This is a genomic window from Cellulomonas sp. KU4C, from assembly GCF_056868065.1.
Window position 1 is genome coordinate 1,513,272 of sequence record NZ_CP200322.1, and the last position, 24,839, is coordinate 1,538,110.

Here is a 24,839-nt window from a genome sequence, read left to right on the forward strand (position 1 = left end):
TCAGTTGAGGACGACGGTGACGTCGTCGCCCCAGCCGACCAGGTCGCCGCGGTGGCCCCAGACCTGGCGCACCTCCGGCGGGAGCCGGGTCGCCCACGCGGGCCGGCCGGAGCCGAGGTCGAACGCCGCGAGCGAGAGGCCCAGGCCGCCGTCGGGCGGGACGGCGAGCTCGCCGCCGACCCACCTCGCGCTGTCGTCCTCGGGGGCGCCGACGGTGAACCCGGCCTCCGTGAGCCGGTCCGCCCGCGCGACCAGCAGCACGCGCCGGCCGTCGGTCATCAGGCCGCCGCCCACCTCCGAGGAGGCCGCCACGGGCGTCCGCCACAGCTCGCGCCCGGTGCGCACGTCGAGCGCGCTGACGCCGTCGCCGTCCGCGGCGTACAGCACGTCGTCGAGCAGCACGGCCGCACCGTCCGTCCACCGGGGCCGGGCGACCGACCACAGCTCGTCGCCGGACGGCACCTGGACGGCCGTGAGCAGGCGCCCCTCGCCCGGGCGGCTCGTGATCAGGAGCTCGGTGTCCGGGGCGCTGCCGTCGTCGACCCCCAGGTAGATCGGCTGCCCGGCCAGCGGGAACAGCTCCGCCCCGGTGTCGTCGAGCACGACGAGCCCGGCGCCGGACGCCGCCAGGTGGCCGGTGCGGGTGACCACGAGGTAGTCCGTGCCGCCGACCTGCCGGGTGCCGTCGGCGGCGTCGAACGCCCAGCCGCCGATGTCGCCCTGCACCACGACCCGACCGGCGTCGGCGAACACCGTCGGCGGGTACGCGGTCTGCTCGGACCCGGTGCCGCGGTCGAGTGGCTCGGTCGTGCGCCACAGCGGCGTCGCGTCCGGGTCGTCGGGGGCGTCGGGCGCGGCCCGGACGTCCCACGCCGTGACCTCGAGCGTCCCGGCGACCACGGACGCCAGCACCTGCAGCCCCCCGCCGCCCGCCCAGGACGACATCGGCGGCACCGGGCGGCTCGACCGCACCTCCCCGGACGCGGCGTCGACGGACACCAGGCGCGCGGCGGCGGGCGGGCCGGCCGTCCAGCGGTCGTCCGACGCGGCGGGGTCGGACGCCGACCGGTCGAGGACCAGGCAGCGCACGGTGGTCACCGGCGGGGCGCCGCCGTCGCACGACGGGTACTCGAGCCCGATGTCGGGCGCGGCGGCCCCGGGGTCCTCGAGGGAGGTGGACCAGACGGTCGCCCCGTCCGCACCGACCGCGATCAGGTCCCGCGCGTCGTCCCACGGCGGCGTCGTGACCCCGATCCGCAGGTCGCCCGCGTCCAGGCCGGTCATCGACACGGCCGCGAGGTCGCCGTCGAGCACCCGGCCGACCGGCAGCCGGGGGTCGACGTCGCGGAGCACGCCCTCGACCTCCTGCCGGGCGGTCACCCGGTCCCGCTCGCGGGCGTCGAGGACGACCTGGGTGCCGACCACCGCCGCGACCAGGACGACCGGCACCGGCCACCAGCGCAGCGCCGCGCGCCGACGCCGCGCGACCCGGGCGGCGTGCGCGGCGTCGGCGTCCGGGTCGGTGCCCGGGTCGGCGCCCGGGTGGAGCCCCGGGTCGGCGCGCCGACGCCCGTCGCCGGGCGCGCCCGCGGTGACGTCGACGACCTCGACGTCCTGCATGGCGTCCCGCGGGGCCCTGCTCATGCGGGCAACCTATGCCCCGGCGGGCGCTCCCGGGAGGGGTTCGCCGGACAGGTCCGCGACGAGCCCGGCGAGCAGGTCCGCGACGTCCTGCGGCTCGGGGAACCGGAACCGGGCCACCGTGTCCCCGGGGCCGACCTTCAGGGTGACCCCGTCCGCGCCGAGGGCCTCGAACGCGTGCTCGTCGGTGACGTCGTCCCCGGCACTCAGCACCGTGCGCGCGCCGAGCTCGTCGCGCAGCGCGACCAGCGCCGCGCCCTTGTCGGCGTCGAGCACCGACACCTCGACGACCTTCTTGCCGTGCAGCACCTTCGACCCGAGGCGCCCGCCGACCACGAGGGCGTCGCGCTCGGCCTCGTCCCCGACGGCCGGGTCGGCCATCCGGGTGTGCACCGCGACGGCGGCGGGCTTCTGCTCGACCCAGACGCCGTCGCGGCCGCGGGCGACCGCCTGCATCTCGGCGCCGAGACGGTCGAGCCGGTCCTGCTGGTCGTCGGTCAGGGTGATGACGTCGGCGTCCAGGCCGTGCGCGCCGACCCGGGACCGCTCGGCCCCGTGGCTGCCGATCAGCACGGTGCCCGGCGGCACGTCCGCGAGGCGGTGCAGGTCGCCGGTCGGGCGGCCGGACACCAGGGCGAGCCGCACGACGTCGGCGTGGCGCGCGAGGTCGCGCAGCGCCGCCACGGCGTCGGGCAGGATCCGGGAGGCCTCCGGGTCGTCCTGCAGCGGGGCGAGCGTGCCGTCGAAGTCCAGCGCGACGAGCAGCGGCAGGCGCGCCGGGTCGGCGACGACCTCCCGGAGCAGCGCGCGCAGGGCGGGGCCGTCGTGCGCCGCGGGGTCGTCGTGCGCCGGGTGGTCGCCGTGCGGTGCGGGGGCCCCGGTCACCGGGCCTCCTCCTCGCCGGTGCGGCCGCGCACGGGCACGGCCGTCAGGACGGACAGGAACGAGTCCGACCAGTGCGCGACGTCGTTCTCCAGCACGCGGCGGCGCAGGCGGCGCATCCGCTTGCGGGCCTCGCGCGGGTCGATGTTCGCGGCGTGCTGGATCGCGTTCTTCAGCCCGGCGATGTCGTGCGGGTTCACCAGGATGGCCGCGCCGCCGAGCTCGTCCGCGGCGCCGGTGAACTCGCTGAGCACCAGGGCGCCGCGGTCGTCGGAGCGGGCGGCGATGTACTCCTTCGCCACCAGGTTCATGCCGTCGCGCAGGGCGGTGACCAGCATGACGTCCGCCGCGAGGTAGAGCGCCGCCATCTCCTCCATCGGGTAGGAGTGGTGCAGGTAGTGCACGGCGGCGTGGCCGAGCTCGCCGTACTCGCCGTTGATCCGGCCGACCAGCACCTCGACGTCGTCGCGCAGCTGTTGGTACGCGCCGACGTTCTCCCGGCTGGGGGAGGCGACCTGGACCAGCGTCGCGTCCGCCACCGTCAGCCGGCCGTCCTCGAGGAGCTCGCCGAACGCCTTGATCCGGTGCCGGATGCCCTTGGTGTAGTCGAGCCGGTCGACGCCGAGCAGCAGCACCTCGGGGTCGCCGAGCTCGTGCCGGATCTCCTTCGCCCGGGCCTGGACCTCGGGGGTGCGCGCGAGCCGGTCGAACGCGTGGGAGTCGATCGAGATGGGGAACGCCGCGGCGCGCACGTGCCGCTCGGTGCGCCCGTCGCCGTCGGTCAGCGTGATCATCTGGCCGCGCGTCGACTTGTCGGTCAGGCGTCGGACCACGCGGACGAAGTTGGCGGCGTCGCCGCCGCGCTGGAACCCGATGAGGTCCGCGCCGAGCAGCCCCTCGACCACCTGGAGCCGCCACGGCAGCTGGGCGAAGATCTCCAGCGGGGGAACGGGATGTGGTGGAAGTAGCCGATCCGCACGTCGGGGCGCAGCTCGCGCAGGTACCGCGGGACCAGCTGCAGCTGGTAGTCGTGCACCCACACCGTGGCGCCGGGCGCGGCCTGCTCGGCGGCGGCGTTCGCGAACCGGCGGTTGACCCGCTGGTAGGCGTCCCACCACTGCCGGTGGAACGTGGGCGGCTGGATCACGTCGTGGTACAGCGGCCAGAGGGTGTCGTTCGAGAACCCCTCGTAGTACAGCGTGAGGTCGTCCTCGGTGAGCTTCACCGGCACGAGGCGCATGTCGTCGGCGTCGAACGGCTCGAGCTCGAGGTCGGCCGAGCCGCCCCACCCGACCCACGCGCCGTCGGAGTTCTGCACCACCGGCTCCAGGGCGGTCACGAGACCGCCGGGCGACCGGGTCCAGCTCGGCTTGCCGTCGTCGCCCAGCGTCACGTCGACCGGAAGCCGGTTGGCGACGACGACCAGGTCATAACCAGCAGATGTCACGGATCCATCAGCTCCTTGGTGTCGTCCTGACGATAACGTGACCCGGCGCCGACCGCCCGGGATGCGGGCCCCCGCCGCGCGCCGACGCCGGACGCCGCCGGGCGGCGGATACCGTGCCGTCATGGAGCGCGTGGGGCTGTCACCGGGCGCCGAGGTCGGCGGGTACACGATCCTGGCGCCGCTCGGTTCCGGCGGCATGGGCACGGTCTACCGGGCCGTCGACGGCGGCGGTACGGCGGTCGCGCTCAAGCTGCTGCACCCGCACGTCGGCGCCGACCCGTCCTCCCGGGAGCGGCTGCGGCGCGAGGTGGTCGCCCTCCAGCGGCTGCGGCACCCGGGCGTCGCGGCAGTGCTCGACGCGGAGGCGGACTCGACCGAGGCGTTCCTGGTCACCGAGCTCGTCCCGGGCCTCGACCTGGCCGAGCACGTCCGCCAGCGCGGCCCGCTCGACGCCGCGGAGCTGCTGCGGGTCGCCGAGGGGCTGAGCGACGCGCTCGCCGCGGTGCACGCCGCCGGGGTCGTGCACCGCGACCTCAAGCCGTCCAACGTCCTGGTCACGCCCGACGGGCCCGTGCTGATCGACTTCGGCATCGCGCAGTCCGTGGACGAGACCCGCGTGACGTCGACCGGGTTCGTCGTCGGGACGCCCGGCTACCTCGCGCCCGAGCTGGTCGACGGCGCGGAGCCGACCGCGACCACGGACTGGTGGGGCTGGGCCGCGCTGCTCGCCTACGCCGCCACCGGTCGCGCCCCGTTCGGCACCCGCCCGCTCGAGGCGGTGCTGGTCCGCACCCGCAGTGGCGACGCGGACCTCGCGGGCCTCGGGCCGGTGACGGCCGGCGCCCTGTGGGACGCGCTCGCCCCCGACCCGGCCGACCGCGCGGAGCCCGCCCAGGTGGTGGCAGCGCTCGCGGAGGCCGCGCGCCGCGGGGAGCGGTACTCGGCCGAGGCGGCCACCGAGGCGATCGCGGCCGGCACGGTCGCCGGGGTGGCCGGCGCCGCCGGGGTGGCCGGGACCGCCGCCGTGGCCGGGACCGCCGGGACCGCGGCCGGCGGGACGGTCGCCTTCGGGGCCGCCGCCCCAGCCGACGGCGCACCGACGCTCCGCCAGCCCGCCGGGGACGCGTACCGTCGCGGCGGTCCCGCGACGGGGGAGACGGCGGTGCTCGGCGCCCCTGCCGGCCCCGGCGGCTCTGGCGACACCGACGACACCGACGACCCCCGCGGCTGGACCGAGCCCGCCGTGGGCACCGCCGTCCTCGCGCCGACGGCCGGACCGGCGCGCGACGGGGCCACCCGGGCGATCCGCACCGACGCCCCGCCGTCGGTCCCGCCCCGCGGGTGGGACGACGACGCGCCGACCCGCGCGTGGGACGCCCGCGGCGCCGACGACGACCGCGGCGACGACGGCACGGAGCAGTGGCCCGACCCGCGCGGGCAGGTGCTCCCGCCCGTGCCGCCGGAGCCGCCGCGCCGCACCGGGACCCTGCTGGCCCTGGGGCTGCTCGCGGTCGCCGCGGCCGCCCTGCACCCCGGGCTCGCCCTGCTCGTCCTCGCCCCCCTGCTGCTCGTTGCCCGGACGGTCGGCTCGGTCGGCGACGCGCTCGCCCGGCGCCGCGAGCGGGCCGGCGCCCGGCGGACCGACGGCCTGCGCGCCGTCGCATCGAGCCCGTGGCACCTGCTGCGTGCCCTGGTGACCGTGGTGCCGTCGCTCCTGGTGGCCGCGAGCGTCGTCGTCATCGTGCTCGGCGTGGGCTGGTGGCTCGTCGCGACGGGCGCGGTCGACGTCGGCCCGCTGCGCGCCGCGGACGGCAGCCCCACCGGCGCGGCGACCTCGGTGCTGCTCGCCGCGGCGACCGCCGCCGGGCTGCTCGCCCTGTGGTGGGGGCCGCTCGCCCGGACCACCCGCACCGGCGCCCGGTGGCTGCTCGCCGGGGTCGCGCCCGGTCGGGGCGGCGCCGTGGTCGTCGTGCTGCTCGCGCTGGCCGGCGCCGGGGCGCTCGCGGCGCTCGCGGTCACCGGGTCGCCCGTCGACTGGGCCCCGCTGCCGGAGCCGGCGCTGCCCGCGGCGCCCTGACCCTGCCGGGGGTGCCGCCGCGGTGCCCGCCGGGGCGAGAAGGCCCAGCCCCGTCCCAGGGCGACGCCGTACCCTGGGCGGCATGACCGGGACGGGGCACACGCGTGCGCGCGCCACCGCGACGGCCGCCACGCTCCCGCTGCTGGCGCTCGTCGGCTCGCTGCTCGCGCTCGGCGGGTCGCTCTGGCTCGGTGCCGCGCGCAGCGTCGTCCACCACTGCCTGACGGTCGACGGCCCGCTCGCGCTGCTCGGCGTGCGGCTCGAGCTCCTCCAGGACGTCGCGGACTGCCCCACGGGCACGCTCGCGCTGACGCCGGCCGCCTCGCACGGCGCGGTGCTCGCCCTCGGCCTCGTCGTGCCGGTGGCCGCCGCGAACGCGGCGCTCGGCCTGCTGGGCCTGGGGCTGACGGCCCTCCTGCTGCGCGCCTCGCGCACCGTCCGCGCCGTGCTCGGCGCCGTCGTGCACGTGCTCCCGGCGCCCCGGTCCGCGGGCCCCGTGCCCGCCGCCCGGGCCGTGCCGCGCTGGCACGTCGACCTGGTGCGACCGACCGACCTGGTCCGCGCGCTGCACCCGCACCGGGGCCCGCCCGTGGCGCTCGCCTGAGCCCACCACCCGGACCGCACGAAGGCAGGACCCATGACCGGCAGCACCAGCAGCACCCCGAGCCCCGGCCAGGCGGCTCGACCCGGCAAGAACGAGCGGCGCGACGCCGCACGCGAGCAGGCCCGCATCCTGCGCGAGAAGCAGATGAAGCGCGACAAGCGGAACAAGGTCATCGCGATCACCGTGTTCGGGGTCGCGGTGCTCGCGCTCCTGGGCGTGGGCGCGTACATCTTCAGCCAGCGTGCGCAGACGGCGTCGCTGCCGGAGTACGACGACATCCCGCTGAGCGAGGTGACGTCGGCTCCGTCCGCCGCGCTGGACGGCGGCGGGTTCGCCTTCTCGGCGGACGGCATCGGCGACGTCGACGACACGCTCCCCCGCGTGGACGTCTACCTGGACTACATGTGCCCCGCCTGCGGCAGCTTCGAGGCCACGAACGGGGAGAACCTCGTCGACCTCGCGGCGGGCGGCGAGCTGCACGGTCGTCTACCACCCGATCGCGATCCTCAACCGGTTCTCGCAGGGCAGCGGCTACTCCACCCGGTCCGCCGCGGCGGGCGTGCTGATCGCCGAGGAGGCGCCGGACGCGTTCCAGGCGTTCACGCAGCAGATGTTCGCGTCCCAGCCCGCCGAGGGCACGCCCGGGCTGAGCGACACCGAGATCGCGGACATCGCCCGCGACACCGGGGTCCCCGACGCCGTCGCCGACCGCATCGCCGACGGCACCGCCCTCGACGACTTCGGCCAGTGGGTCACCTCGGCGACCAACGAGGTCAGCGCCGACGCCGACCTCGTGAACCCGCAGTCCGGCAACTTCGGCACGCCGACCATCACGATCGACGGCACGTTCTGGGGCGGCGACTGGACCGACCCGGCCAACCTGCTGGCGGCCATCGGCTAGTCGCGACGCAGCCCCCGAGGGCCCCCGCGACGCCGACCACCGGTCGGCCGCGCGGGGGCCCTCGTCCGTCGGGGCCGTCCGTGGACTCGCGCCCGGTACGCTGGTCGCCGCGCCCGCGGGCGCACCCGCCTCCTTAGCTCAGCTGGCCAGAGCAGCTGTCTTGTAAACAGCAGGTCGTCGGTTCGAATCCGACAGGGGGCTCCGCTCCGCTCCGCCGTCCTCCCGCTCCGCCGTCCACCCGCGTCCTACCCTGGCCGGCATGACCCGGCGCGCGATCATCGTCCACGGCACCGGCGGCCACCCGGACGCGGTCTGGTACCCCTGGCTCGCGGGCCGCCTGTCCGCGCGCGGCTACGTCGTGGACCGCCCGCACCTCCCGGGGCTCAACGTCGAGCCGGTCGCGCGGACGCTGCCCCGGCTGCTCGACGCCCGCACCCTCGACGCGGACACCGTGCTGGTCGGGCACTCCGGAGGAGCGGCGCTGCTGCTGGCGGTCCTGGAGCACCTCGACGGGCCGGTCGCGCAGGCGGTGCTGGTCGCGGGGTACAGCACGCGGCCGAACGACGCGGACGAGCCGGTGCTGCAGGAGTCGTACGACTGGGACCGGGTCCGGGCGAACGCCGGGGACCTGGTGCTGGTGAGCTCGGTGCGGGACCCGTACGGCTGCGACGCCGAGCAGGGTCGCGCGATCCTGGACCGGGCCGGCGGGACGCTGGTGGTGCGCGACGACGGGCACTTCGGGGACGTGGACCAGCCGTACGGCACGTTCCCGCTGCTGGACCGGCTGATCCTCTGAGGGCGGGACGGCTCAGATCCGGGGCCCGGTGGCCGAAGGGGTACCGCAAGCAGCACCGTACCGACGCAGGAGACCCCAGGAGACCGACATGACCCTCACGCTGGCCGCGCGCCCGAGCCCGCTCACCCGTGCCGTCGTCGAGCACGCCCGCTCGTGCGACCGACCCGGCTGGCGGCTGGACACGAGCCCGCGGCGGTTCGGTCTCGTCGTCGCGCGGTGCACCCGGTGCGGGACGCAGGAGTGGCGCGCCCGCTGACACCGGCGGCTGACCCCGCGGCGACCGACCCGGAGCCACCCGGTCGTGGTCACCCGTCCGGGTGCATGAAGAAGCCCTCGACCGCGCAGGGGGCAGGCGATCGAGGGCAAGAGAACTGTAACCCACGATCGCGCGCCGCGGACACGTCCGTCACCCGTTCGGATGCCAACCACCCGGTCGGAGTGCCTGGCCAGCGGCGACGCGGTCAGCCCTGGCTCGCGCTGTAGCCGCGTCCGGGCCAGTACGGCCACTCCTCGAAGTGCTCGACCCGGCCGTCGGGCGCGAACTGCAGCACCCAGAGGTCGGTGTACTCCTGCGGCTCGTCCCCGGTGTAGCGGACCAGCGCACGCACGACGGCGTCGCGCCCCTCGACGGCGACCACCCACGCCGACATCGTGAACGGCTCGGGGTCGGACCAGAAACCCCGGACGGCGGGCAGGCCCTCCAGCGGCGGCTCGTACGGCGAGCGCAGGTAGCGGACGTCCTCGGTGAACAGCGTGCCGAGCGCGGCGGTGTCGTCGGCCCGCCACACCCGCTCGTAGGCCTCGACCCAGCGCAGCACGTCCGTGCGGTCCATGGCGTCTCCTCGTCGAGCGGTCAGGCCCTGCCGGTCTCCTCGAGCAGCCGCAGGGCCGCGGTGACCCGCGGGTTGCGGCCGGGGTCGGCGTCGATGCCGAGCGTGGCGTAGACGCCGTTGATGTGGTTCTGCACGGACTTCTCGGTGATGCGCAGGGCCTCGCCGATGCCCGCGTTGGACAGGCCCTGCGCGAGCAGCCGCAGCACGGAGTACTGGCGGTCGGTGAGCCGCGCGACGGCGGACCCGGCGCGCGGCGCCATCCGGTCGAGCAGGGTCGGGTCGAGCGTCGTGCGCCCCGCGGCGGCGGCCTTGATCGCGGTGACCAGGGTCTGGGCGCTGGTCGAGGACGTCTTCGACAGGTACGACCAGCCGGCCGCCACGTCGGGGGGCAGGTCCAGCAGCAGGTCCATCGCGTCGTGCGCGGAGAGCAGCAGGATCCCCAGCCCGGGCTGGCTGCGCCGGAGCGTGACGCCGAGCGCGATGCCGTTGCCGTCGGGCAGGTCGATGTCGAGCACGGCGACGTCGGCGGCGCCCGGTCGCAGCGCCGCGAGACCCTCGCGGACGGTGCCGACCGAGGCGACCACGCGGACGCCCTCGGTGGCGCCGAGCGTGAGCTCCAGCATCGACCGGAAGAGTGGTTGGTCCTCGACGACGACCACACGGGTCACCTCGGGTGCGATTTCGGACATCCTGGACAGTATGGTCGGTCCCGGCCCGCAACGCGGGAGTCGGCGCGCGGACCCGGTCCGCCTGGACGGGTGGTGACGGATGCCGACGGCAGTGATCCGGACCGCCGCCGCGCTCCGCGCCGACCGCCGCACCCTGCTGCTCGCCGCGGGCACCGTGATGTCGGCGTTCGCGATCGGTGCCGCCGTGCAGACCGCGTGGGTGTTCGGCAACCAGGGCGGCGACGTCCCCGTGCTCGCGCGGATCGGCGCGAACCTGACGGCCGTCGTGGCGATGCTGGTGATCCTCGCGGTGACCGGGGTGTCGCTGCCGCAGCGCGGGGCGCTGACGATGTCCGCGGGCGTGCTCGGCGCCGGCGTGACCGCCTCCGGCGTGCGGTTCGCGTCCCAGCTGCTGCTGGACGTCTACGTCGACCCGCCGCAGCGGGTGATCGTCGCCGAGCTGGCCAGCGGCGCGACCGTGGCGTGGATCGCCGCGAGCATGGGCCTGGCGGCGATGCTGTCCCAGCGCAACCTGCGCCTCGAGGTGACGAACGCCGCCCAGGACCGGCTGCGGATCGAGCTGGCGCTCCAGGCGCTGCAGCACGAGGAGGTCCGGGTCCGCCGCGAGGTCGCCGAGGGGCTGCACGGCAGCATGCAGCAGCGTCTCGTGCTGATCGTCGCCCGGCTGGACGGCCTGCTGAGCGGGCTGGGGGAGCGGGCGACGGAGGCGGACCTGACGATCCTGCGGGAGGTGCGCGCGGAGATCGAGACGGTTCGGGAGGCCGACGTCCGGGCGACCAGCCGGATGCTCTACCCCGACCAGCTCGAGGTCGGGATGGTGCCGGCGATCCGGGCGCTGCTCGGCCGGATCCCGACGGCCGTGAACACGCGCCTGGGTGTCACCGACGAGGTCCGGGTGCTGGACGACCCGACCGCCTCCCGCCTCACCCGCAGCGAGCGGCTGCTCGCGGTGCGGGTGGTCGAGGAGGCCATCTCGAACGCGCTGCGCCACGGCCGCGCGGAGGTGGTGGACGTCCGGGTCTCGCTGGTCGACGACTCCCTGGAGCTGCGGGTCTCGGACGACGGCCGGGGGTTCGGCGACGAGGCGGGGGTGCCGTCCGGGACGGCCCGCCTGGCCGACCGGCTGCGGCTCGCCGGGGGCGACCTGCGGGTGTCCTCGGTGCCCGGGGACGGCACCCAGGTGGTCGCCCGCCTTCCGGTGGAATCGCTCCGGGCGGCACCGCTGTGACCTGCGACGCCAGGATTTCACCCACACGCTTTGTCTGATTTGCCCGGATACCGGTTGCTCGGTGGAGGCACCCGTGCGGGTGGGTGGGTGGTGGCACCCAGAAAGCGCCTCCCCGGCCGGTGGCACCCGGCCCTACTGTGCGCGAGCCACGTCGCCGGGACTCCCCTGCTCCGACGACCGGCGGACGCGTGAGGTGCTCTGGCGCCACGGACGCGTCGGTCACCGTCAGCCGTCCCCGAGGAGCCTCCGCATGTCCACGTCCACCGCCACCAAGCGCCCCACCCTGCGTCGCAAGGTCGTCGCGCTGACCGTCGCCGGTCTCGGCATCGCCGGCCTCGGTCTGGCGTCCGCCGCCCAGCTCAACCTGACCGCCGGCGCGCTCGGGGCGGGCACCACCGTCGTCGCGTCCTGCGACTCCGACGGCGTCGCGGTCGCGTTCACCAACGCGTTCGCCGCCGCCGCCAAGGGCTACACCGTCACCGAGGTCAAGCTGTCCGGCGTGGCCGCCGGCTGCGCGGGCCAGACCGTCAAGGTCGACCTGCTCAACACCGACCCGGCCGACGGCTCGACCGGCGCCTCGCTCGGCCAGGTCACCGGCACCGTCGCCGCCAGCGGCGGCTCCGTCACGCTGGCGGTCCCGGGCTCGGTCAAGGCGGCCGACGTCAAGGGCGTCGCGGTCGTCATCGCCAGCTGACGGACGCACCATCCGCGCGCGGCACGCCACGACGGCCGGTGCGGGCAGCCCCCCTGCCCCGCACCGGCCGTCCGGCGTGCCCGCACGCGTCCGGGGGGCGATCGGCTGGCTCGGCACCGCCGCGGTCGTGGCGGTGCTGGTCTGGTTCGGCTGGCCCAGCACGCTCGGGGGCTGCACGACCCTGACGATCGTCTCCGGCCTGTCGATGGAGCCCACCTACTCCACCGGGGACCTGGTCGTGTCCCGGTGCGGGGTGCCCGACGAGGGCGACGTGGTCGTGTACTCGCCGCCCGACGCGACCGACGGCCGGATCATCCACCGCGTCGTCGGCGGCGACGCGGCGGACGGCTGGATCATCCAGGGCGACAACAACGACTTCCTCGACCCGTGGCGCCCGCATGCCGAGGACGTGCTCGGCATCGCCCGGTGGCACGTCCCCGGGCTCGGCAAGGTCGCGACGGTGCTGCTCGACCCGTGGACCTGGGCGTCGCTGGTCGTCGTGGCCGGCGGCGTGCTGCTCTGGCCGACCCGGCCCGACGACGACCCGGACGACGACCCGGACGACGCCCCGGACGACGCCCCGGAGCCCGCGTGACCGCGATGGGCCGCCGGCGCGGCCTGGCGCTGGCCGCCCTCGGCCTGGTGGTGCTCGCGGTCGTCGTGCTCGCCCTGCGCCCCGCGAGCGCCGCGCGCCTGCCGCTGACCGGCGCGCAGATCATGACCGCGCGCGCCGCGCCGTGCTCGTCGGCGTCGATCGGGGCGGCCGCGGGCGGCACCGGCACCGGCTCGACGCAGGTGGTGCTGACCGGGGTGCCCGAGGGCTGCCGCGGGCGTGCCGCGACCGTCCGGCTGTTCGCGGCCGACGGGACGGCCCTGGCCGCCGCGGACACCGCTGTCACGCTGGCGGCGGCGGCGAGCACGACCGTCACCGTCCCGTCCTACGCGCCCGCCCGGGTCGGCGGGGTGGCGGTGACCGTCGGGACGTGGTCGCTGCCGACGACGTGGACCGCACCGTCCGGCTCGGTGGCCGGACCGGTCACCCCCGGCGCCGGCACCGCGTTCGGCCCGGTCACCTGGAGCCAGGTCGCGTCGTCCGGGACGCAGGCGTGCGTGTCCGTGCCGGTCTCCGCGGCGCCCGGCACGCCGTGGCGGGTCGACCTGCACCTCGACCAGCGCCCGTTCAACGGTCTGACGTCGGGCGCCGGGTTCGTGGTGAGCCCGTGGTGGGCGCGCCTGGCGTCCACCACCCCCGTCGCCGGCGTCGTCTCCGTGGTCGGTGGACCGGGGTACGAGACGCTCGCCGCGGGCCAGTCCGTGACCGTCACGGCCTGCCACTACGACCTGCCCGTGCCGGCGTACGACCCGGCGCTGGCCTACTCCCAGACGATCGGCACCCCGACCGGCAGCGGCGCGTACGCGTGCCTGCCCGTGACGGTGGGCGTCTCGGGCACCCCGCAGTTCTTCGCGGGCTGGCGGACCGACGTGGACCTCGCGCCGCTCGTCGCGTGGATGACCGCGCGGGGCGGCGCGCCCGACCTGCGGACCGTGTCCGTGCCGGGCAGCTTCGCGGCGGAGTCCCGGGGGGCGGGCGTGGTCCGGGTGACGCCGACCGGGTGGGACACCTGGGGCGTCCGCGACGACACCGCCCGCGCGTTCCAGGTCTGCGTGCGCTCCTGACCCGCGCGACCGGGTGGCGCCGGTCGTCCCGGGATCGCCCGGACGGGTGGTTCCGCCCCGGGGTGCTCAACGCGCGCCCCCGCCCGACGATGGGGGCACCAGGTCGACGGATCGACCTGGTGTTGTTCCACGGAGGGGGCGCCGATGGCGCACGAGCGCACCCGCGCGCGCCGCGCGGCAGGAGTCACCCTGGCGTGGCTGGGGTGCGCCGGCCTGGCGGTCTCGATGGCCCGCGCCGCGACCTGGGACGGCACCGCCGCTGCCCCCGCCGGCGCCTGCGTGGTCAGCCGGATCGAGGTGGGCTACGACATCGACTACGTCGCGGCGCTCGGCGGCTACGGCGTGACGGGCGCCGCCCTGTCCGACGTGCCCGCGGGCTGCGCGGGCCGCGAGGTGGCGGTGACCCTGCACGGGTCGGACGACGAGGCGCTGGCCGAGGCGCGCGCGACCGTGACGGCCCCGACCACCACGATCGGGATGCCGGGCGCGCAGGTCCCGGTCGAGGCGCTGTCCGGCGTCTCCCTCGCCCTGGTCACCGACGGCGGGAGCGCCACCGCCGCGACCGGCTGAGCGCCGGGGCGCGGTCCGGCGTCAGAACTCGGTGAGCGTCGGCAGCTTCGGCCGACGGGTGTCGCCCGACGACGTGCCGCGCAGCCGCCGCGTCGCCCACGGGTAGGCGTAGACCCGCACCCACCGCGCGTCGAGCCGCGCCTGCTCGACGCGGCTGACCCGGGGGACGTCGGTCGGCGGGTCGTCCCAGGCGGCGTCGTCCGGTGCCAGTCCGAGCCCGACCAGCGCGCCCTGCGCGACCCGGGCGTGCGCCTCGGTGGTCAGGTGGATCCGGTCGGGCGACCACATCCGGATGTCCCGCAGGTGCCGCATGCCCCACAGGTCGAGCACGTGCGCGCCGTGCCGCCGGGCGATCGACCAGATGTGCGCGTTGTAGACGCCGACCTTCGGGCGCGTGACCGACACCAGCGCCGAACCCGCGGAGTCGAACCCGGTCGCCAGGAGCACGTCCGCGCCGGTCGCCCGCACCCGTGACACCGCCTGCTCGAGCTGCCGGGCGAGCCGGTCGGGGTCCGAGCCGGGGCGCAGGATGTCGTTGCCGCCGCCGACCAGGCTCACCAGGTCCGGCTCGAGGGCCAGCGCCGCCGGGAGCTGCTCGGCCACGACGGCCCGGAGCAGCCGGCCGCGCACGGCGAGGTTCGCGTACTGCAGCGGCGGCAGGCCCGCCGCGCGGCGGCGGTCGGACAGGTGCGCGGCGAGCACGTCGGCCCAGCCGCGCAGCGGACCGTCCTCCCCGCCCGGGGAGTCCCAGAGCCCCTCGGTGAACGAGTCGCCCACCGCCACGTACCGCGACCAGCGCGGGGCACCGCCCGCCACGTCGTGCTGCGTCGTCATGCCCGCAGTCTGCCCCCGCGGCACCGCCGGTGTCAGGGCAACGTCCAGTCCACCGGCGCGGCGCCCTGCTCGGCGAGCAGCGCGTCCACCCGGGAGAACGGCCGCGAGCCGAGGAACCCCCGGCGTGCCGACAGCGGGCTCGGGTGCGCGCTCGCGACCACCGGGACGTCGCCGAGGTGCGGGGCGAGCTGCTGGGCGTCCCGCCCCCAGAGGACGGCGACGAGCGGGCCGCCGCGCTCGACGAGCGCCTCGATCGCGCGCGCCGTGACCTGCTCCCACCCCCGGCCGCGGTGCGACGCCGGCTCGCCGGGGCGGACGGTGAGGACGCGGTTGAGCAGCAGCACGCCCTGGTCCGCCCACGGCGACAGGTCCCCGGTGGTGGGGCGCGGCACGCCCAGGTCGGACTCGAGCTCCGTGAAGATGTTCGCGAGCGACCGCGGCACGGGGCGCACGTCCGGCTGCACCGAGAACGACAGCCCCGTCGGGTGCCCGGGCGTCGGGTAGGGGTCCTGGCCGACGAGCAGCACCCGCACGTCCGCGAGCGGCCGGGTGAACGCGCGCAGCACGTCCGGCCCGGCGGGGAGGTACCCGCGCCCGGCGGCGACCTCGGCCCGCAGGAACGCCCCGGCGGCGTGGACGTGCTCCTCGACGGGCGCCAGCGCGGCCGCCCAGTCGGGCGCGACCAGCTCGGCGAGGGGAGCGGCGATCACGGTCCCCGACGCTATCCCACCCCGCGCCTGCGCCGGCCTGCGCCGGCCTGCGCACGCCTGCGCCTGCCTGCGCCGGCGTGCGCCGAGATGGCAGAACGCGCCTGTGCCGCGGGGTCGCGCTCCAGGCGCGTCCTGCCATCTCGACGAGGGGGCGGGCAGGAGAGGGCGGGGTGGGGAGGGCGTGCGGGGGGCGCGGCAGGAATGACACCGGTGTGATTACCGCCGTACGATGGACGCCGACCGCGGGTGGACGCAGGAGGTGGCGGGTGATGGCAGGGCTGGACGCGACGGCGCAGCAGGACGTGACCCGGCCGGTGCTGGTGGCGCTCGACACCCCGGCCGACGGATCCCCGGCCGACGGGACGCCCGGCGCCCGGCTCACGGAGCGCGACCAGCAGGTCCTCGCCTTCGAGCGCCAGTGGTGGAAGTACGCCGGCGCGAAGGAGCAGGCGATCCGCGACCTGTTCGACATGTCGGCGACCCGGTACTACCAGGTGCTGAACGCCCTGATCGACTCCCCGGACGCCCTCGCGCACGACCCGATGCTGGTCAAGCGGCTCCGCCGGATGCGCGCGACGCGGCAGCGCGCCCGCAGCGCGCGGCGGCTCGGCGCGGACGCATGAGGGTCTGAGCAGCGCGAGCCGTTAGCCTGTCCGCCGTGACGAAGGCCAGCGACCGGTACCCGGAGGACGAGTTCGACGCCGAGCCGGCGCAGGATGTGCCGGTGGGCGTCCACCGGGCACCCCGCAGCTGGTGGAGCCGGTGGTGGCCGTTCGTGGCCGTCGTCGTGCTCGTCCCGTCGCTGACGGTCGGGTTCGTGCTGTGGGCGTCCTCGTGGGACGGCTCGCTGCCGGGCTTCGGCAGCTCGTCCGCGCCGCCCGCCGCGCAGGAGCCGGCCGAGACGCCCGACCCGTCCGCCACCGAGGGGACGCCCGCGGAGGAGGCGCCCGCCGAGGAGGCCCCGGCCGAGGAGACGCCGGCCGAGGAAGCCCCCGTCGAGGAGGCGCCCCCGGCGCCCGACCTGGCCGCGTCCGTGCGCGTGCTGAACGCGGCGAACCGGCAGGGGCTCGCGGCGAGCACCGCCGAGGACCTCGAGGACGCCGGATTCACGGCTGTCACGGCGGGCAACGGCAACGCCGGCGGCAGCACCGCGACCACGGTGTTCTACGGGACGCCCGAGCTCGCCGCGACGGCGCAGCAGGTCGCGACGACGCTCGGCATCACCAACGTCGTCGAGTCCGCCGACGTGGCCGAGGACGGCGTCGTCGTCCTGCTGCTGCGCGACTTCGTCAGCTGACCTCTTCCGCCCGCCGCGGCGCCGCGGCTACAGTCGGCGGCGTCGCGGTGAGCGCGCTCCCACGCCGACCGCGACACGCCGTGCCCACCTGAACGCGCCGGACACCGGCCGGACCGAGGAGCAGCCGCATGCCGCAGGGGACCGTGAAGTGGTTCAACGCCGAGAAGGGCTTCGGGTTCATCACCCCGGCCGACGGCGGGCAGGACCTGTTCGTGCACTTCAGCGCCATCCAGTCGAGCGGCTACCGCAGCCTCGACGAGGGCCAGCAGGTGGAGTTCGAGGTCGGGCAGGGCACCAAGGGTCCGCAGGCGGAGCAGGTCCGCCCGCTCTGAGCCCGACCGCGCTGCCGGCGACGCGCCGGTCAGCCGTCCAGCGCGTCGACGGTCAGCACCACCGAAGCGGCGGTCCACGCCAGGGGCGCCACCGCGGCCGGTGAGCCGTCCGCGAGGACCTTCTCCGGCAGCGCGCCCATCGCCGTGCGGTGCGCGTCCAACCAGTCCAGCCGTGCGCGCGCCTCGTCCGGGAACCCGTTCGACGCGGCGGTCAGGGCGTACAGCGACGTCTGGGGCGTCCACGAGATGCCGTCGCGCTTCCACGCGGCCCCCGGCGCCAGGCCGCCCGCGGGTCGCGCCATCGCCGCCGCCGACGCCTGCCACGCCTCGACGCCGCCGGTCAGCGCGACGGGCTGGAACGGGGGCAGCACGAACGCGCTCGCCGCGTCCGCGGGCCCGCCGTCGGCGTACCGCCCGTAGGCGTCGTCCCCGCCGAACGCCCGCTCGACGGCCGCGCGGGTGCGGGTCGCCGCGTCGCGCGCCTCCTCCGCCGCGGCCGGGTCGCCGAGCAGGTCCAGGACGTCGTCCGCCGCCTCGAGCCCCGCGAGCAAGGGCGCGACCGTCCCGAGGGTCAGCTCGTCCTCCTCGACCTCCCAGTAGTCGGGGGACGCCGCGGGCAGCCCGTCGCCGGCGACCAGGGCGGACGCGTGCGCGGTGCCCCGGCGGACCAGCTGCTCGACGCGTGCCGCCGTGGCCGGGCGGTCGGCGGGGTCGGCGGCGGCGACCACCTCGCCCGCCGCCCACAGCGCCCAGCCCGTGCCGTCCGTCTGCGGTGTGCGGTCGTCCGGCACCGCGCCGGAGCCGTCCGGCAGGTACCGGGCCTGGAACGAGCCGTCGGCCGCCTGCACCCGGGTCAGGAACCCCAGCACGTCGAGCGCGTCCTGCGGGTGCCCGGTCCGGGCCAGCGCCACCGCGACGAACGACGCGTCCCGCGGCCAGACGTACCGCCAGTACGGGCTCCACGCCGCGACCGACGCCCCGTCGTCGAGGACGAGGGTCCGCAGGTCCAGCAGGGCGTCGGCGGCCAGGTCCGCGTACGGCCCGTCCGCGCCGGGCACCTCGCCGGACGCCAGCCACGCGCGCTGCTCGTCCGCCAGGGCGTCGTCGGCCGCCGTGGTGTCGTCCACGGGCACCCGGGTGCCGGGGTGCAGCTCCGGCACCTCGCCCACGGGCACCCCCTGCGGGCCGTCGGGGGTGGCGACGACGCCCTCGGTGTAGAGGTCGACGTGCGCCTCGCGCGGTCCCGTGGCGCCGAACGCGACCAGTCCGCACCCGACGACCGTGAGCGCGACGACGGCGGCGACGGTGCGGGACGGCATGCGCGCAGGCTAACGGGAGTTCCCGTGTCGCGGTCAGGCCATCCCGCCGAGCCACGTCGTCACGGCGCGGGTGAGGTCCTCGCGGTTGTCCACGCCGATCTTCCGGTGGGCCGCCAGGATGTGGTTCTCGACGGTCCGGGAGCTGATGCTCAGCGCCGTCGCGATCTGGCCGCCGGACATCTGCGCGGCCGCGAGCTGGACGATCTCGAGCTCGCGGGCGCTCAGGTCCACCGCCTCGACCAGCGGCGCGAACAGCCCGTGCCGCTCCGCGCCGCGCCCCTGCGCGACGTCCCACGCGTCACCCGCCTGCCGGCAGGCCCCGGCCAGGTCACCCTGCTCGCGCAGTGCCAGCGCCCGGATCACCAGGGCGCGGACGGCGTACAGGTGGGTCCCGCCGGCGTCGAGCGCGACGGAGGCCGCGGCGAGCGCGTCGGGGTCCCGGTGGGCAGCCGCGACGGCGTAGGAGGTCAGGGCGGTGAGCAGCCGGGAGTCGGTTCCCGCGGTCGCCGCCTCGAGTGCCTCGGCGCGGTCGGGGTCCGGCCGGCGCTCGAGCGACGCCACCGCCGCGACCACGCCCGCGGCGACGTAGCCCCCGGCGACGCTGTCCTGCGCGGCGCGCCACAGCTCGTCCGCGACGTCCGCCTGGTCGCCGCCGCGGGCGAGCGCGAGCAGGGTGCCGGGGACCATCGCGGGGAACGGGCCCTGCCGGTGGCCGAGAGCCCGGGCCTGGACGGCGAGCGCCCGGGCGTACCCGGCACGCCCCTGCCACCCGGCGACGATCGCCGCGAGCGACAGCAGGCCCGCCTGGTAGTGCCGGTGCATCGCGAGCACGTGCGGCGCGGCCAGCGCCTCGCCGACGACGCGGTCGAACTCCTCGAAGCGCCCGGCGAGCGTCAGCCCCAGCGCGGCGACGTACCAGTGGGACTGCAGCGGGACGGCGTCCGCGCCCTCCTGGAGCTCGCCGACCCGGTCCAGCGCCCACGCGACGCCCTCGTCCACGTCACCCGCGAGGACCAGCGCGAGTCCCCGGCAGACCTGGCCGTGGTGCCGGTCGGGCGGGAACACCGGGTCGTAGTCGTCGAGCAGGGCGCGAGCCTCCCCGACGCGCCCCGCGGCCAGGTGCGTCTCGATCCGCACCGCCGTCAGCGTCTCGGTGCCGATCGGGTCCTGGCCGGGCGCCGCGGGCGCCAGCAGCTCCGCCGGCGGGAGGGCGTCGAGCACGAAGCCCAGGTGCGCCTGCACGCCCCGGAGGAACGCCTCGTGCTCCCCGGCCAGCGGTCGCGCCCGTTCCAGCACCTCCCGGGCGCCCGCGAGGTCGTCGCCGCGCAGCGCGCGGAACACCGCCTGCCACGCCGTGAGCAGGGCGCGGGACCGCGGGTCGCCGTCGGGGGCGGTCCGTGCGACCACGGCCTCGACGTCCCCGACGCGGGCGGACGTCGAGTGCATCGCGGCGACCAGCGGAACCGCCATCGCCGCGACCGGCTCGCGCTCCCACGCGGCCCGGCGGGCCGCGAGCTTCGCCTGCCAGTGCTCCGCCGAGCGCTGGGCCACGAGCGAGGCGTGCTCGGCCGCGTCCCCCGGGGACCCCGGCTGCGCGGGCAGCCCGTGCGCCGCGAGCAGCTCGCGGACCTGCGCGCGGCGCGTCACCGAGGCCTCGTGGCGCAGGTACTCGCCGAGCAGCGGCGGGTAGACACCGATCACGGGCCCGCTGACGGTGTCGCTCACCTGCAGCAGGCCGACGTCGTCGAGCCGGTTCAGCGCGGTCCACGGCAGCAGGCCCCGGGCGCGCAGCGCCGGCGACGCCCCGGCCACGGCGAGCAGCGTCACGGCGTCGAGGTCGTCGTCGTGCAGGTCGGCCAGCAGGGGCTCGACGGCCTGGGCCAGCTCCGGCGCCCACCCCTCGTCGTCCCCGGTCCACAGGCCGTCCTCGAACCGCAGGCGGCCGCTGCGCCGACCGGAGTCGACCATCGCGTGCACGAGGCCCGGCAGCCCGCCGGACCGGGTGGCGAGGCGCGCGACGACGGCCGGGTCCACGGACGCACCCAGGAGGTCGTGCACCAGGACGTGGACCTGGGCGAACCCCAGCGGCTGCAGCACGAGGCGCGCGCCCGGCTGCAGCTCGGTGGTAAGGGCGCGGATCGCCTGCTGGCGCCGACCCGCCGGTCGGCTGACCGCCAGCACGGGCACCGCCGCCCGCACCCGGGCCGCCATCACGGCGCCCGCGGTCACGTCGTCGAGGTCGTCCGCGTCGTCGATCACGACCACGCAGGACCGCGACTCGAGCAGGTCCACCAGGGCGTCCACGACGGCAGCGGTGGTCGGGGCGCTCCCGGGGCCGACCAGGTCCAGCCCGGAGACCGCCACGGCGGCGAGCGGCCGGTCGGCCAGCGCGCGCACCCCGGGCAGGCGCACCGCGGACACGCCGGCGTCCCCCAGCAGGTCGGCGACCCGCCGCGCGGCCTGGGACCGTCCCGAGCCACGCCGACCCACGAGGTTCACGCTCACCCCGTCCAGCAGGTAGCGCACCACCTCGTCCACGACGGCCGGCTCGACGGTGAGCGGCCCGGTCCCGGTCGGCACCCGCACCACGCTACTCAGACGCGTCGCAGCCGCCCGGACCCTCACTTGCCCGCCGCACCTACTCAGGGGTCCGCGCGGCACTACTCAGGTCCGGCAGGAGCGGGCCCACCCCGCCCCGGCGCGGGAGAGGGTTCGGACGTGCCGCCGCCCCGGTCCCCACGTGGACCGGCGCCGGGCGGCCCCGGGGCAGCTGACGGCACGGTCCGAGCAGGCCCCGGCACCCCGACCCACCACCCCTGGAGAGGACCCGCATGACGACCGACAGCCGCCCCGCACCGCGGCCCACCCGCCGCCCCGTCCTCCGCCCGGCGCCCACGACGGACGCGACGGACGCGACGGACGCGACGGCCACGACGGAGGCGACGGCCACGACCGCGGAGACCACCGGCACGCTGCTGCGGGTCGTGTCCCGCGTGCAGAAGACCCTGCTCGACGTGGGCGCGGTCGTCGGCACGCTCTCGGTCGTCGTCGTCGTGCTCTGCCTCGTCACCGGTGTGCGCCCGGCGATCGTCGTCTCGGGCTCGATGGCCCCCGGCATCCAGGTCGGTGCGCTGACCGTCGCCCGCACCGTCGACGCGGCGTCCGTCGCGGTCGGCGACGTCGTCACCCTGCCCCGTCAGGACGGCGACGGCCTCGTGACGCACCGCGTCGTCGAGGTGGCCCCCGGTGCCGAGGGCGGAGCGACGGAGCTGCGCCTCCAGGGCGACGCCAACACCGAGCCCGACGCGCGTCCCTACACCGTCGACAGCGTCGGGCTGGTCCTCGGCTCCGTGCCGCACCTCGGCCGCCTGGTCATGGGGCTCCAGGAGCACGTCGTGGCGGTCGTCGCCGGCCTGCTGGTCCTCACGGCCGCCGCGACCTACCCCACCGGCCGCCGCGGGCGGGCATGACCCGCATCGCGCACGTCGGCACGCACCGCACACCACCCACCCACCACGCACCTCCGGGGAGCTCATGGCATTCGAAGGGACGCGCGGCGCAGTCGACGCCGTGCTCCGGTGGCTGACCGCCGGGCAGAACGTGCTCGTCCGCGGCGACGCCGGATCGGGCCGCACCGCGGTGCTCGAGGCCACGCTCGCCGCGGCGTCGCACCGCAACGTGTCGGGCCTGCTGCTGCGGGCCGGCGGGTCGACCCCCTACGCCCCGCTGCTCGGGCACCCCTCGGTGTCGTCCCGCGAGCCGGCGCAGGCCGAGGCCGCCCTCGTCGAGTGGCTCGCCGGAGAGCTGCACGGGCCGCGTGCGGTCCTGCTCGTGGACGACGTCGACCTGGTCGACGAGGGCACCGCCGCGGTCGTCCTGCAGGTCGTGCGACGCACCGGCTGCGCCCTGGTGATGTCGAGCACGCGGGACCTCTCCCGACCACGCACGCCGCAGATCGCGGCCCTGGTGGCCCAGTGCGCGCCCGCGGAGGTGCGGCTGCTGCCCCTCGGGTTCACCGCCATGACCGGGCTGCTGTCGAACGTCCTCGGTGCGGCGCCCGACGTGGCCCTGGTCTCCGCGGTGACCGCCCGGTCCGCGGGCAACCCGCGCGTGGCGGTCGCGCTCGCCCGCGCCGCGCGGTTCGCCGGCGCCGTCGAGCTCGCCGACGGCCTGTGGACGAAGGTCCGGCCCCTCGACGACGCCCCGCTGGACGCGGTCGCGCACGCGCTGCTGTCGCGCCTCGACGACGACGCCGTGGGTGCGCTGGAGCTCGTCGCGTGGCTGGGTTCCGTCGGCAGCGCGGACGCGGTGCGCCTGCTCGACCCGGCGGTGGTGGAGCGGCTGGTCGCCGACGGGCGCCTGGTCGCGTACCGGCTCGGTGGCGAGCCGGAGGAGCTGGTCGTCTCGCCGCCCGCACTGGCGTCGGCGCTCCGGCAGCGTCTCGGGCAGCGGGACGTGGCGGCGCTGGCCGACCGGCTGGCGACCGCCGTCGCGGCGGACCCCGCCCCCGCCGGGGCGTCGGGGGGCCTCGTCCTCGCGGAGCGCGAGCCGCGTGAGGGCGACTACTGGCGCGTGTCGGCGGAGCTCGTCGCGGTCGTGCACCACCGGTCCGCGAGCGAGGAGGCCGCCGCGCGCGCCGCCTGGGAGGCGGAGCCCACCGTGGCTCGCGCGGTGGCCTACCTCGAGCGCCTGATGCGGCGTCCCGCCGACGAGCAGATCGCGCGCGTGCTGCGCGACACGCGACCGGGGCCCGGTGACCGGCCGCAGGACCGCACCCGCCTGCGCCTGCTCGAGGCGCGGTGGGCCTTCTGGCGCGGTGAGCCGGTCGAGTCCGTCCGCGTCCGCCTCGGGGAGCACGCGGACGACCTGCGGCCGCTCGTCGAGGTCGACGCGCTCGGCGACCGCGTGGTCCGGCGCGTGCACGAGGGGGCGTCCGACGACGAGCTGCTCGAGACCCTCGACGAGGACCGGCTGCCGCACGACCTGCGCGGGTGGTCGACGCTCGCGCGGGCGGCCGCCACGCTCGAGGCGGGCCGGCCGGACCTCACCGTGCAGGTCTGCGGCGACGGCCGCCCGGCCGGGACGCCGGCGGAGCTGCAGCACCACCTCGACGCGCTCCACGGCGAGGCGCTGCTGATGCTCGGTGAGCTGCGGGAGGCCGAGGCGTGGGCACGCGCGCGGCTCGAGACGGCCTACGACGCCCTGGACACCGTCGGGATCCGCGCGCACGCGTGCGTCCTCGCGCAGGTGCTGCTGTTCGCGGGCCAGCCCCAGGCCGCGTGGCGCGTCATCAGCACGGCGCTGCGGCTCGGCCCCGCCGGTCCGCTCGAGAGCGCCTTCTACCGCCGGGCGCTGGTCCTCGGAGCCGCCCTGCAGGGGCGGGCCGGTGCCCTGCCGGTCGCACGCATCCTCCTGGCGGAGCTGGACGCCGCGCCGCGCAGCCGCCGGCCCCTCGTCCGGTCGCTGCGGGTCCTCGCGCACGCCGCCCTGGAGGTCGCGCAGGACCACGACGAGGACGCCGCCGAGGAGATGTGGGAGCGCGGGTCCCGGTACGCCGAGCGCGGCCTGATGCAGCCGGCGCTGCTCTGCTGGTTGCTGTCGGCCCTGCCGATGTCGACCGGGCAGCTGGCGACCGTCCAGGCCGCCTTCGCGCGCACGCCGCTGCCGCTGCTCGCACCGCACCTGCGGCTGCACGAGGCGATCGCCGCCGGCGACGCGCCCGCGGTGGGCGCGGCCCTGGCCGCGGGGCGCCCCTGGATCCCGTCCGGGTTGACGCGCACGGCCGTCGCCCTGGTCGACGCCGCGCGCGCCAGCGCACCCCCGGCCGCCGTCGCCGCGGAGCCCCCGGCGGCGGGGCGACCGGCGCGGACGGCGCGGGAGGCGGGCGGCTCGCTGGCGATGCGGGTGCAGGTGCTCTCGGACCGGGAGCGGGAGGTCGCGGTCCTGGCCCGCGCGGGGCTCACGAACCGGCAGATCGCCGACCAGCTCGTGCTCAGCGTGCGGACCGTCGAGAACCACATGAGCAGCGTGCTGCGCAAGCTCGGGTTCAGCGGCCGCGGCGACCTCGACCGCTGGACCGAGGTGTAGGCGCGCCGGCCCGTGGTCTGTCCGCCGAGGGCTGAGCGGCCTTGCACTCGGCAGGTCCGAGTGCTAACCATGTGCTTAGCACTCTCGGGTCGAGAGTGACAGAATGAGAAGCGAGGCCGACCCGGTGAGGTCCGCCGCACGACGGGACATGACCGTCGCAGCGGCGTGGCCGTCCGTCGCGGGCACCGTCCGGCCGAACCACGAGCCACAGTGAAGGATCG

23 protein-coding genes, 1 tRNA gene and 1 pseudogene are annotated in these 24,839 nt (G+C 76.9%); 16 read left to right on the forward strand and 9 right to left on the reverse strand.

All coding sequences use genetic code 11. From position 1 onward, the window contains the following. The 3 genes and pseudogenes from AC1VL8_RS07200 to AC1VL8_RS07210 all read right to left on the reverse strand — a co-directional run bounded on the left by AC1VL8_RS07200 (position 1) and on the right by AC1VL8_RS07210 (position 3,970). Positions 1-1,644, reverse strand: coding sequence for an outer membrane protein assembly factor BamB family protein (locus AC1VL8_RS07200; RefSeq protein WP_483074678.1), 1,644 nt, complete (start codon positions 1,642-1,644; stop codon positions 1-3). 9 nt (positions 1,645-1,653) lie between these two features. After that, positions 1,654-2,526 (reverse strand): trehalose-phosphatase, encoded by an 873-nt coding sequence (otsB, locus tag AC1VL8_RS07205; protein ID WP_483074679.1) that lies wholly within the window; start codon positions 2,524-2,526, stop codon positions 1,654-1,656. Further along, positions 2,523-3,970 (reverse strand): annotated as a pseudogene (locus AC1VL8_RS07210) (alpha,alpha-trehalose-phosphate synthase (UDP-forming)). Before AC1VL8_RS07210 ends, otsB begins: the two are co-directional and overlap by 4 nt. Before the next feature lie 121 nt (positions 3,971-4,091). Here AC1VL8_RS07210 and AC1VL8_RS07215 point away from each other — a divergent pair. From AC1VL8_RS07215 to AC1VL8_RS07240, 6 genes are all read left to right on the forward strand, one after another. Beyond that, positions 4,092-6,047: a serine/threonine-protein kinase gene (locus AC1VL8_RS07215; protein WP_483074680.1), complete on the forward strand. Its 1,956-nt coding sequence runs from the start codon at positions 4,092-4,094 to the stop codon at positions 6,045-6,047. An 82-nt stretch (positions 6,048-6,129) separates the two neighbouring features. Beyond that, positions 6,130-6,651 (forward strand): hypothetical protein, encoded by a 522-nt coding sequence (locus tag AC1VL8_RS07220; RefSeq protein WP_483074681.1) that lies wholly within the window; start codon positions 6,130-6,132, stop codon positions 6,649-6,651. A 559-nt stretch (positions 6,652-7,210) separates the two neighbouring features. Then, positions 7,211-7,552 (forward strand): DsbA family protein, encoded by a 342-nt coding sequence (locus tag AC1VL8_RS07225; protein WP_483074682.1) that lies wholly within the window; start codon positions 7,211-7,213, stop codon positions 7,550-7,552. 127 nt (positions 7,553-7,679) lie between these two features. Further along, positions 7,680-7,753: transfer RNA gene (locus tag AC1VL8_RS07230), tRNA-Thr, on the forward strand. Positions 7,754-7,811: 58 nt separating this feature from the next. Next, positions 7,812-8,348 carry an RBBP9/YdeN family alpha/beta hydrolase gene (locus AC1VL8_RS07235; protein ID WP_483074683.1) on the forward strand — a complete coding sequence of 179 codons (537 nt, stop codon included), beginning with the start codon at positions 7,812-7,814 and terminating at the stop codon, positions 8,346-8,348. An 88-nt stretch (positions 8,349-8,436) separates the two neighbouring features. Continuing rightward, the gene (locus AC1VL8_RS07240; protein ID WP_389232935.1) at positions 8,437-8,604 is read left to right on the forward strand and encodes a hypothetical protein; all 168 of its coding nucleotides are present in this window, start codon (positions 8,437-8,439) and stop codon (positions 8,602-8,604) included. Positions 8,605-8,809: 205 nt separating this feature from the next. Here the strand turns inward: AC1VL8_RS07240 and AC1VL8_RS07245 are convergent, their stop codons facing one another. Both AC1VL8_RS07245 and AC1VL8_RS07250 read right to left on the reverse strand, forming a co-directional pair. Further along, positions 8,810-9,181, reverse strand: coding sequence for a nuclear transport factor 2 family protein (locus AC1VL8_RS07245; RefSeq protein WP_483074684.1), 372 nt, complete (start codon positions 9,179-9,181; stop codon positions 8,810-8,812). A 20-nt stretch (positions 9,182-9,201) separates the two neighbouring features. Next, positions 9,202-9,870 (reverse strand): response regulator transcription factor, encoded by a 669-nt coding sequence (locus AC1VL8_RS07250; protein WP_389232929.1) that lies wholly within the window; start codon positions 9,868-9,870, stop codon positions 9,202-9,204. A 79-nt stretch (positions 9,871-9,949) separates the two neighbouring features. On the opposite strand from AC1VL8_RS07250, the gene AC1VL8_RS07255 reads away from it, so the two are divergent. The 5 genes from AC1VL8_RS07255 to AC1VL8_RS07275 all read left to right on the forward strand — a co-directional run bounded on the left by AC1VL8_RS07255 (position 9,950) and on the right by AC1VL8_RS07275 (position 14,039). Beyond that, the gene (locus tag AC1VL8_RS07255) at positions 9,950-11,098 is read left to right on the forward strand and encodes a sensor histidine kinase (RefSeq protein WP_483074685.1); all 1,149 of its coding nucleotides are present in this window, start codon (positions 9,950-9,952) and stop codon (positions 11,096-11,098) included. Between the two features lie 250 nt (positions 11,099-11,348). Next, the gene (locus AC1VL8_RS07260) at positions 11,349-11,792 is read left to right on the forward strand and encodes a hypothetical protein (protein ID WP_483074686.1); all 444 of its coding nucleotides are present in this window, start codon (positions 11,349-11,351) and stop codon (positions 11,790-11,792) included. Between the two features lie 76 nt (positions 11,793-11,868). Further along, complete coding sequence (locus tag AC1VL8_RS07265) at positions 11,869-12,387, forward strand: signal peptidase I (protein WP_483074687.1); 519 nt, start codon at positions 11,869-11,871, stop codon at positions 12,385-12,387. Further along, a complete protein-coding gene (locus AC1VL8_RS07270; RefSeq protein ID WP_483074688.1) occupies positions 12,384-13,469 on the forward strand; it encodes a hypothetical protein in 1,086 nt (361 codons plus the stop codon). Before AC1VL8_RS07265 ends, AC1VL8_RS07270 begins: the two co-directional genes overlap by 4 nt. Positions 13,470-13,613: 144 nt before the next feature. Next, positions 13,614-14,039, forward strand: coding sequence for a hypothetical protein (locus AC1VL8_RS07275; RefSeq protein WP_483074689.1), 426 nt, complete (start codon positions 13,614-13,616; stop codon positions 14,037-14,039). 21 nt (positions 14,040-14,060) lie between these two features. On the opposite strand, the gene AC1VL8_RS07280 is transcribed toward AC1VL8_RS07275, so the two are convergent. Next, the gene (locus AC1VL8_RS07280; RefSeq protein WP_389232912.1) at positions 14,061-14,873 is read right to left on the reverse strand and encodes an SGNH/GDSL hydrolase family protein; all 813 of its coding nucleotides are present in this window, start codon (positions 14,871-14,873) and stop codon (positions 14,061-14,063) included. A 32-nt stretch (positions 14,874-14,905) separates the two neighbouring features. Beyond that, complete coding sequence (locus AC1VL8_RS07285; protein ID WP_483076205.1) at positions 14,906-15,580, reverse strand: uracil-DNA glycosylase; 675 nt, start codon at positions 15,578-15,580, stop codon at positions 14,906-14,908. Positions 15,581-15,852: 272 nt separating this feature from the next. Between AC1VL8_RS07285 and AC1VL8_RS07290 the strand changes: the two genes are divergently transcribed. The 3 genes from AC1VL8_RS07290 to AC1VL8_RS07300 all read left to right on the forward strand — a co-directional run bounded on the left by AC1VL8_RS07290 (position 15,853) and on the right by AC1VL8_RS07300 (position 17,212). Further along, complete coding sequence (locus AC1VL8_RS07290; RefSeq protein WP_483074690.1) at positions 15,853-16,206, forward strand: DUF3263 domain-containing protein; 354 nt, start codon at positions 15,853-15,855, stop codon at positions 16,204-16,206. Positions 16,207-16,241: 35 nt separating this feature from the next. Then, the gene (locus AC1VL8_RS07295) at positions 16,242-16,880 is read left to right on the forward strand and encodes a LytR C-terminal domain-containing protein (protein WP_483074691.1); all 639 of its coding nucleotides are present in this window, start codon (positions 16,242-16,244) and stop codon (positions 16,878-16,880) included. A 128-nt stretch (positions 16,881-17,008) separates the two neighbouring features. Then, positions 17,009-17,212, forward strand: coding sequence for a cold-shock protein (locus AC1VL8_RS07300; protein ID WP_483074692.1), 204 nt, complete (start codon positions 17,009-17,011; stop codon positions 17,210-17,212). Positions 17,213-17,241: 29 nt separating this feature from the next. Here AC1VL8_RS07300 and AC1VL8_RS07305 read toward each other — a convergent pair whose 3' ends face one another. Both AC1VL8_RS07305 and AC1VL8_RS07310 read right to left on the reverse strand, forming a co-directional pair. Beyond that, positions 17,242-18,531, reverse strand: coding sequence for a glucosidase family protein (locus AC1VL8_RS07305; RefSeq protein ID WP_483074693.1), 1,290 nt, complete (start codon positions 18,529-18,531; stop codon positions 17,242-17,244). 33 nt (positions 18,532-18,564) lie between these two features. Beyond that, entirely contained in the window at positions 18,565-21,111 is a 2,547-nt protein-coding gene (locus AC1VL8_RS07310) for a helix-turn-helix domain-containing protein (RefSeq protein ID WP_483074694.1), read from the reverse strand. Positions 21,112-21,362: 251 nt separating this feature from the next. On the opposite strand from AC1VL8_RS07310, the gene AC1VL8_RS07315 reads away from it, so the two are divergent. Both AC1VL8_RS07315 and AC1VL8_RS07320 read left to right on the forward strand, forming a co-directional pair. Continuing rightward, positions 21,363-22,001, forward strand: a complete 639-nt coding sequence (locus AC1VL8_RS07315; protein WP_483074695.1) for a signal peptidase I — start codon at positions 21,363-21,365, stop codon at positions 21,999-22,001. 64 nt (positions 22,002-22,065) lie between these two features. Beyond that, entirely contained in the window at positions 22,066-24,618 is a 2,553-nt protein-coding gene (locus tag AC1VL8_RS07320; RefSeq protein WP_483074696.1) for a helix-turn-helix transcriptional regulator, read from the forward strand. Positions 24,619-24,839 lie beyond the last annotated feature (221 nt).

Bases quoted from the DNA above. Each gene is read 5' to 3' on its own strand.
- AC1VL8_RS07240 (WP_389232935.1), top strand. From the start codon at position 8,437: ATGACCCTCACGCTGGCCGCGCGCCCGAGCCCGCTCACCCGTGCCGTC.
- AC1VL8_RS07245 (WP_483074684.1), bottom strand. From the start codon at position 9,181: ATGGACCGCACGGACGTGCTGCGCTGGGTCGAGGCCTACGAGCGGGTG.
- AC1VL8_RS07250 (WP_389232929.1), bottom strand. From the start codon at position 9,870: ATGTCCGAAATCGCACCCGAGGTGACCCGTGTGGTCGTCGTCGAGGAC.
- AC1VL8_RS07305 (WP_483074693.1), bottom strand. From the start codon at position 18,531: ATGCCGTCCCGCACCGTCGCCGCCGTCGTCGCGCTCACGGTCGTCGGG.
- AC1VL8_RS07220 (WP_483074681.1), top strand. From the start codon at position 6,130: ATGACCGGGACGGGGCACACGCGTGCGCGCGCCACCGCGACGGCCGCC.
- AC1VL8_RS07260 (WP_483074686.1), top strand. From the start codon at position 11,349: ATGTCCACGTCCACCGCCACCAAGCGCCCCACCCTGCGTCGCAAGGTC.
- AC1VL8_RS07320 (WP_483074696.1), top strand. From the start codon at position 22,066: ATGGCATTCGAAGGGACGCGCGGCGCAGTCGACGCCGTGCTCCGGTGG.
- AC1VL8_RS07235 (WP_483074683.1), top strand. From the start codon at position 7,812: ATGACCCGGCGCGCGATCATCGTCCACGGCACCGGCGGCCACCCGGAC.
- AC1VL8_RS07275 (WP_483074689.1), top strand. From the start codon at position 13,614: ATGGCGCACGAGCGCACCCGCGCGCGCCGCGCGGCAGGAGTCACCCTG.
- AC1VL8_RS07200 (WP_483074678.1), bottom strand. From the start codon at position 1,644: ATGAGCAGGGCCCCGCGGGACGCCATGCAGGACGTCGAGGTCGTCGAC.
- AC1VL8_RS07215 (WP_483074680.1), top strand. From the start codon at position 4,092: ATGGAGCGCGTGGGGCTGTCACCGGGCGCCGAGGTCGGCGGGTACACG.
- AC1VL8_RS07290 (WP_483074690.1), top strand. From the start codon at position 15,853: ATGGCAGGGCTGGACGCGACGGCGCAGCAGGACGTGACCCGGCCGGTG.
- AC1VL8_RS07300 (WP_483074692.1), top strand. From the start codon at position 17,009: ATGCCGCAGGGGACCGTGAAGTGGTTCAACGCCGAGAAGGGCTTCGGG.
- AC1VL8_RS07315 (WP_483074695.1), top strand. From the start codon at position 21,363: ATGACGACCGACAGCCGCCCCGCACCGCGGCCCACCCGCCGCCCCGTC.
- AC1VL8_RS07280 (WP_389232912.1), bottom strand. From the start codon at position 14,873: ATGACGACGCAGCACGACGTGGCGGGCGGTGCCCCGCGCTGGTCGCGG.
- AC1VL8_RS07255 (WP_483074685.1), top strand. From the start codon at position 9,950: ATGCCGACGGCAGTGATCCGGACCGCCGCCGCGCTCCGCGCCGACCGC.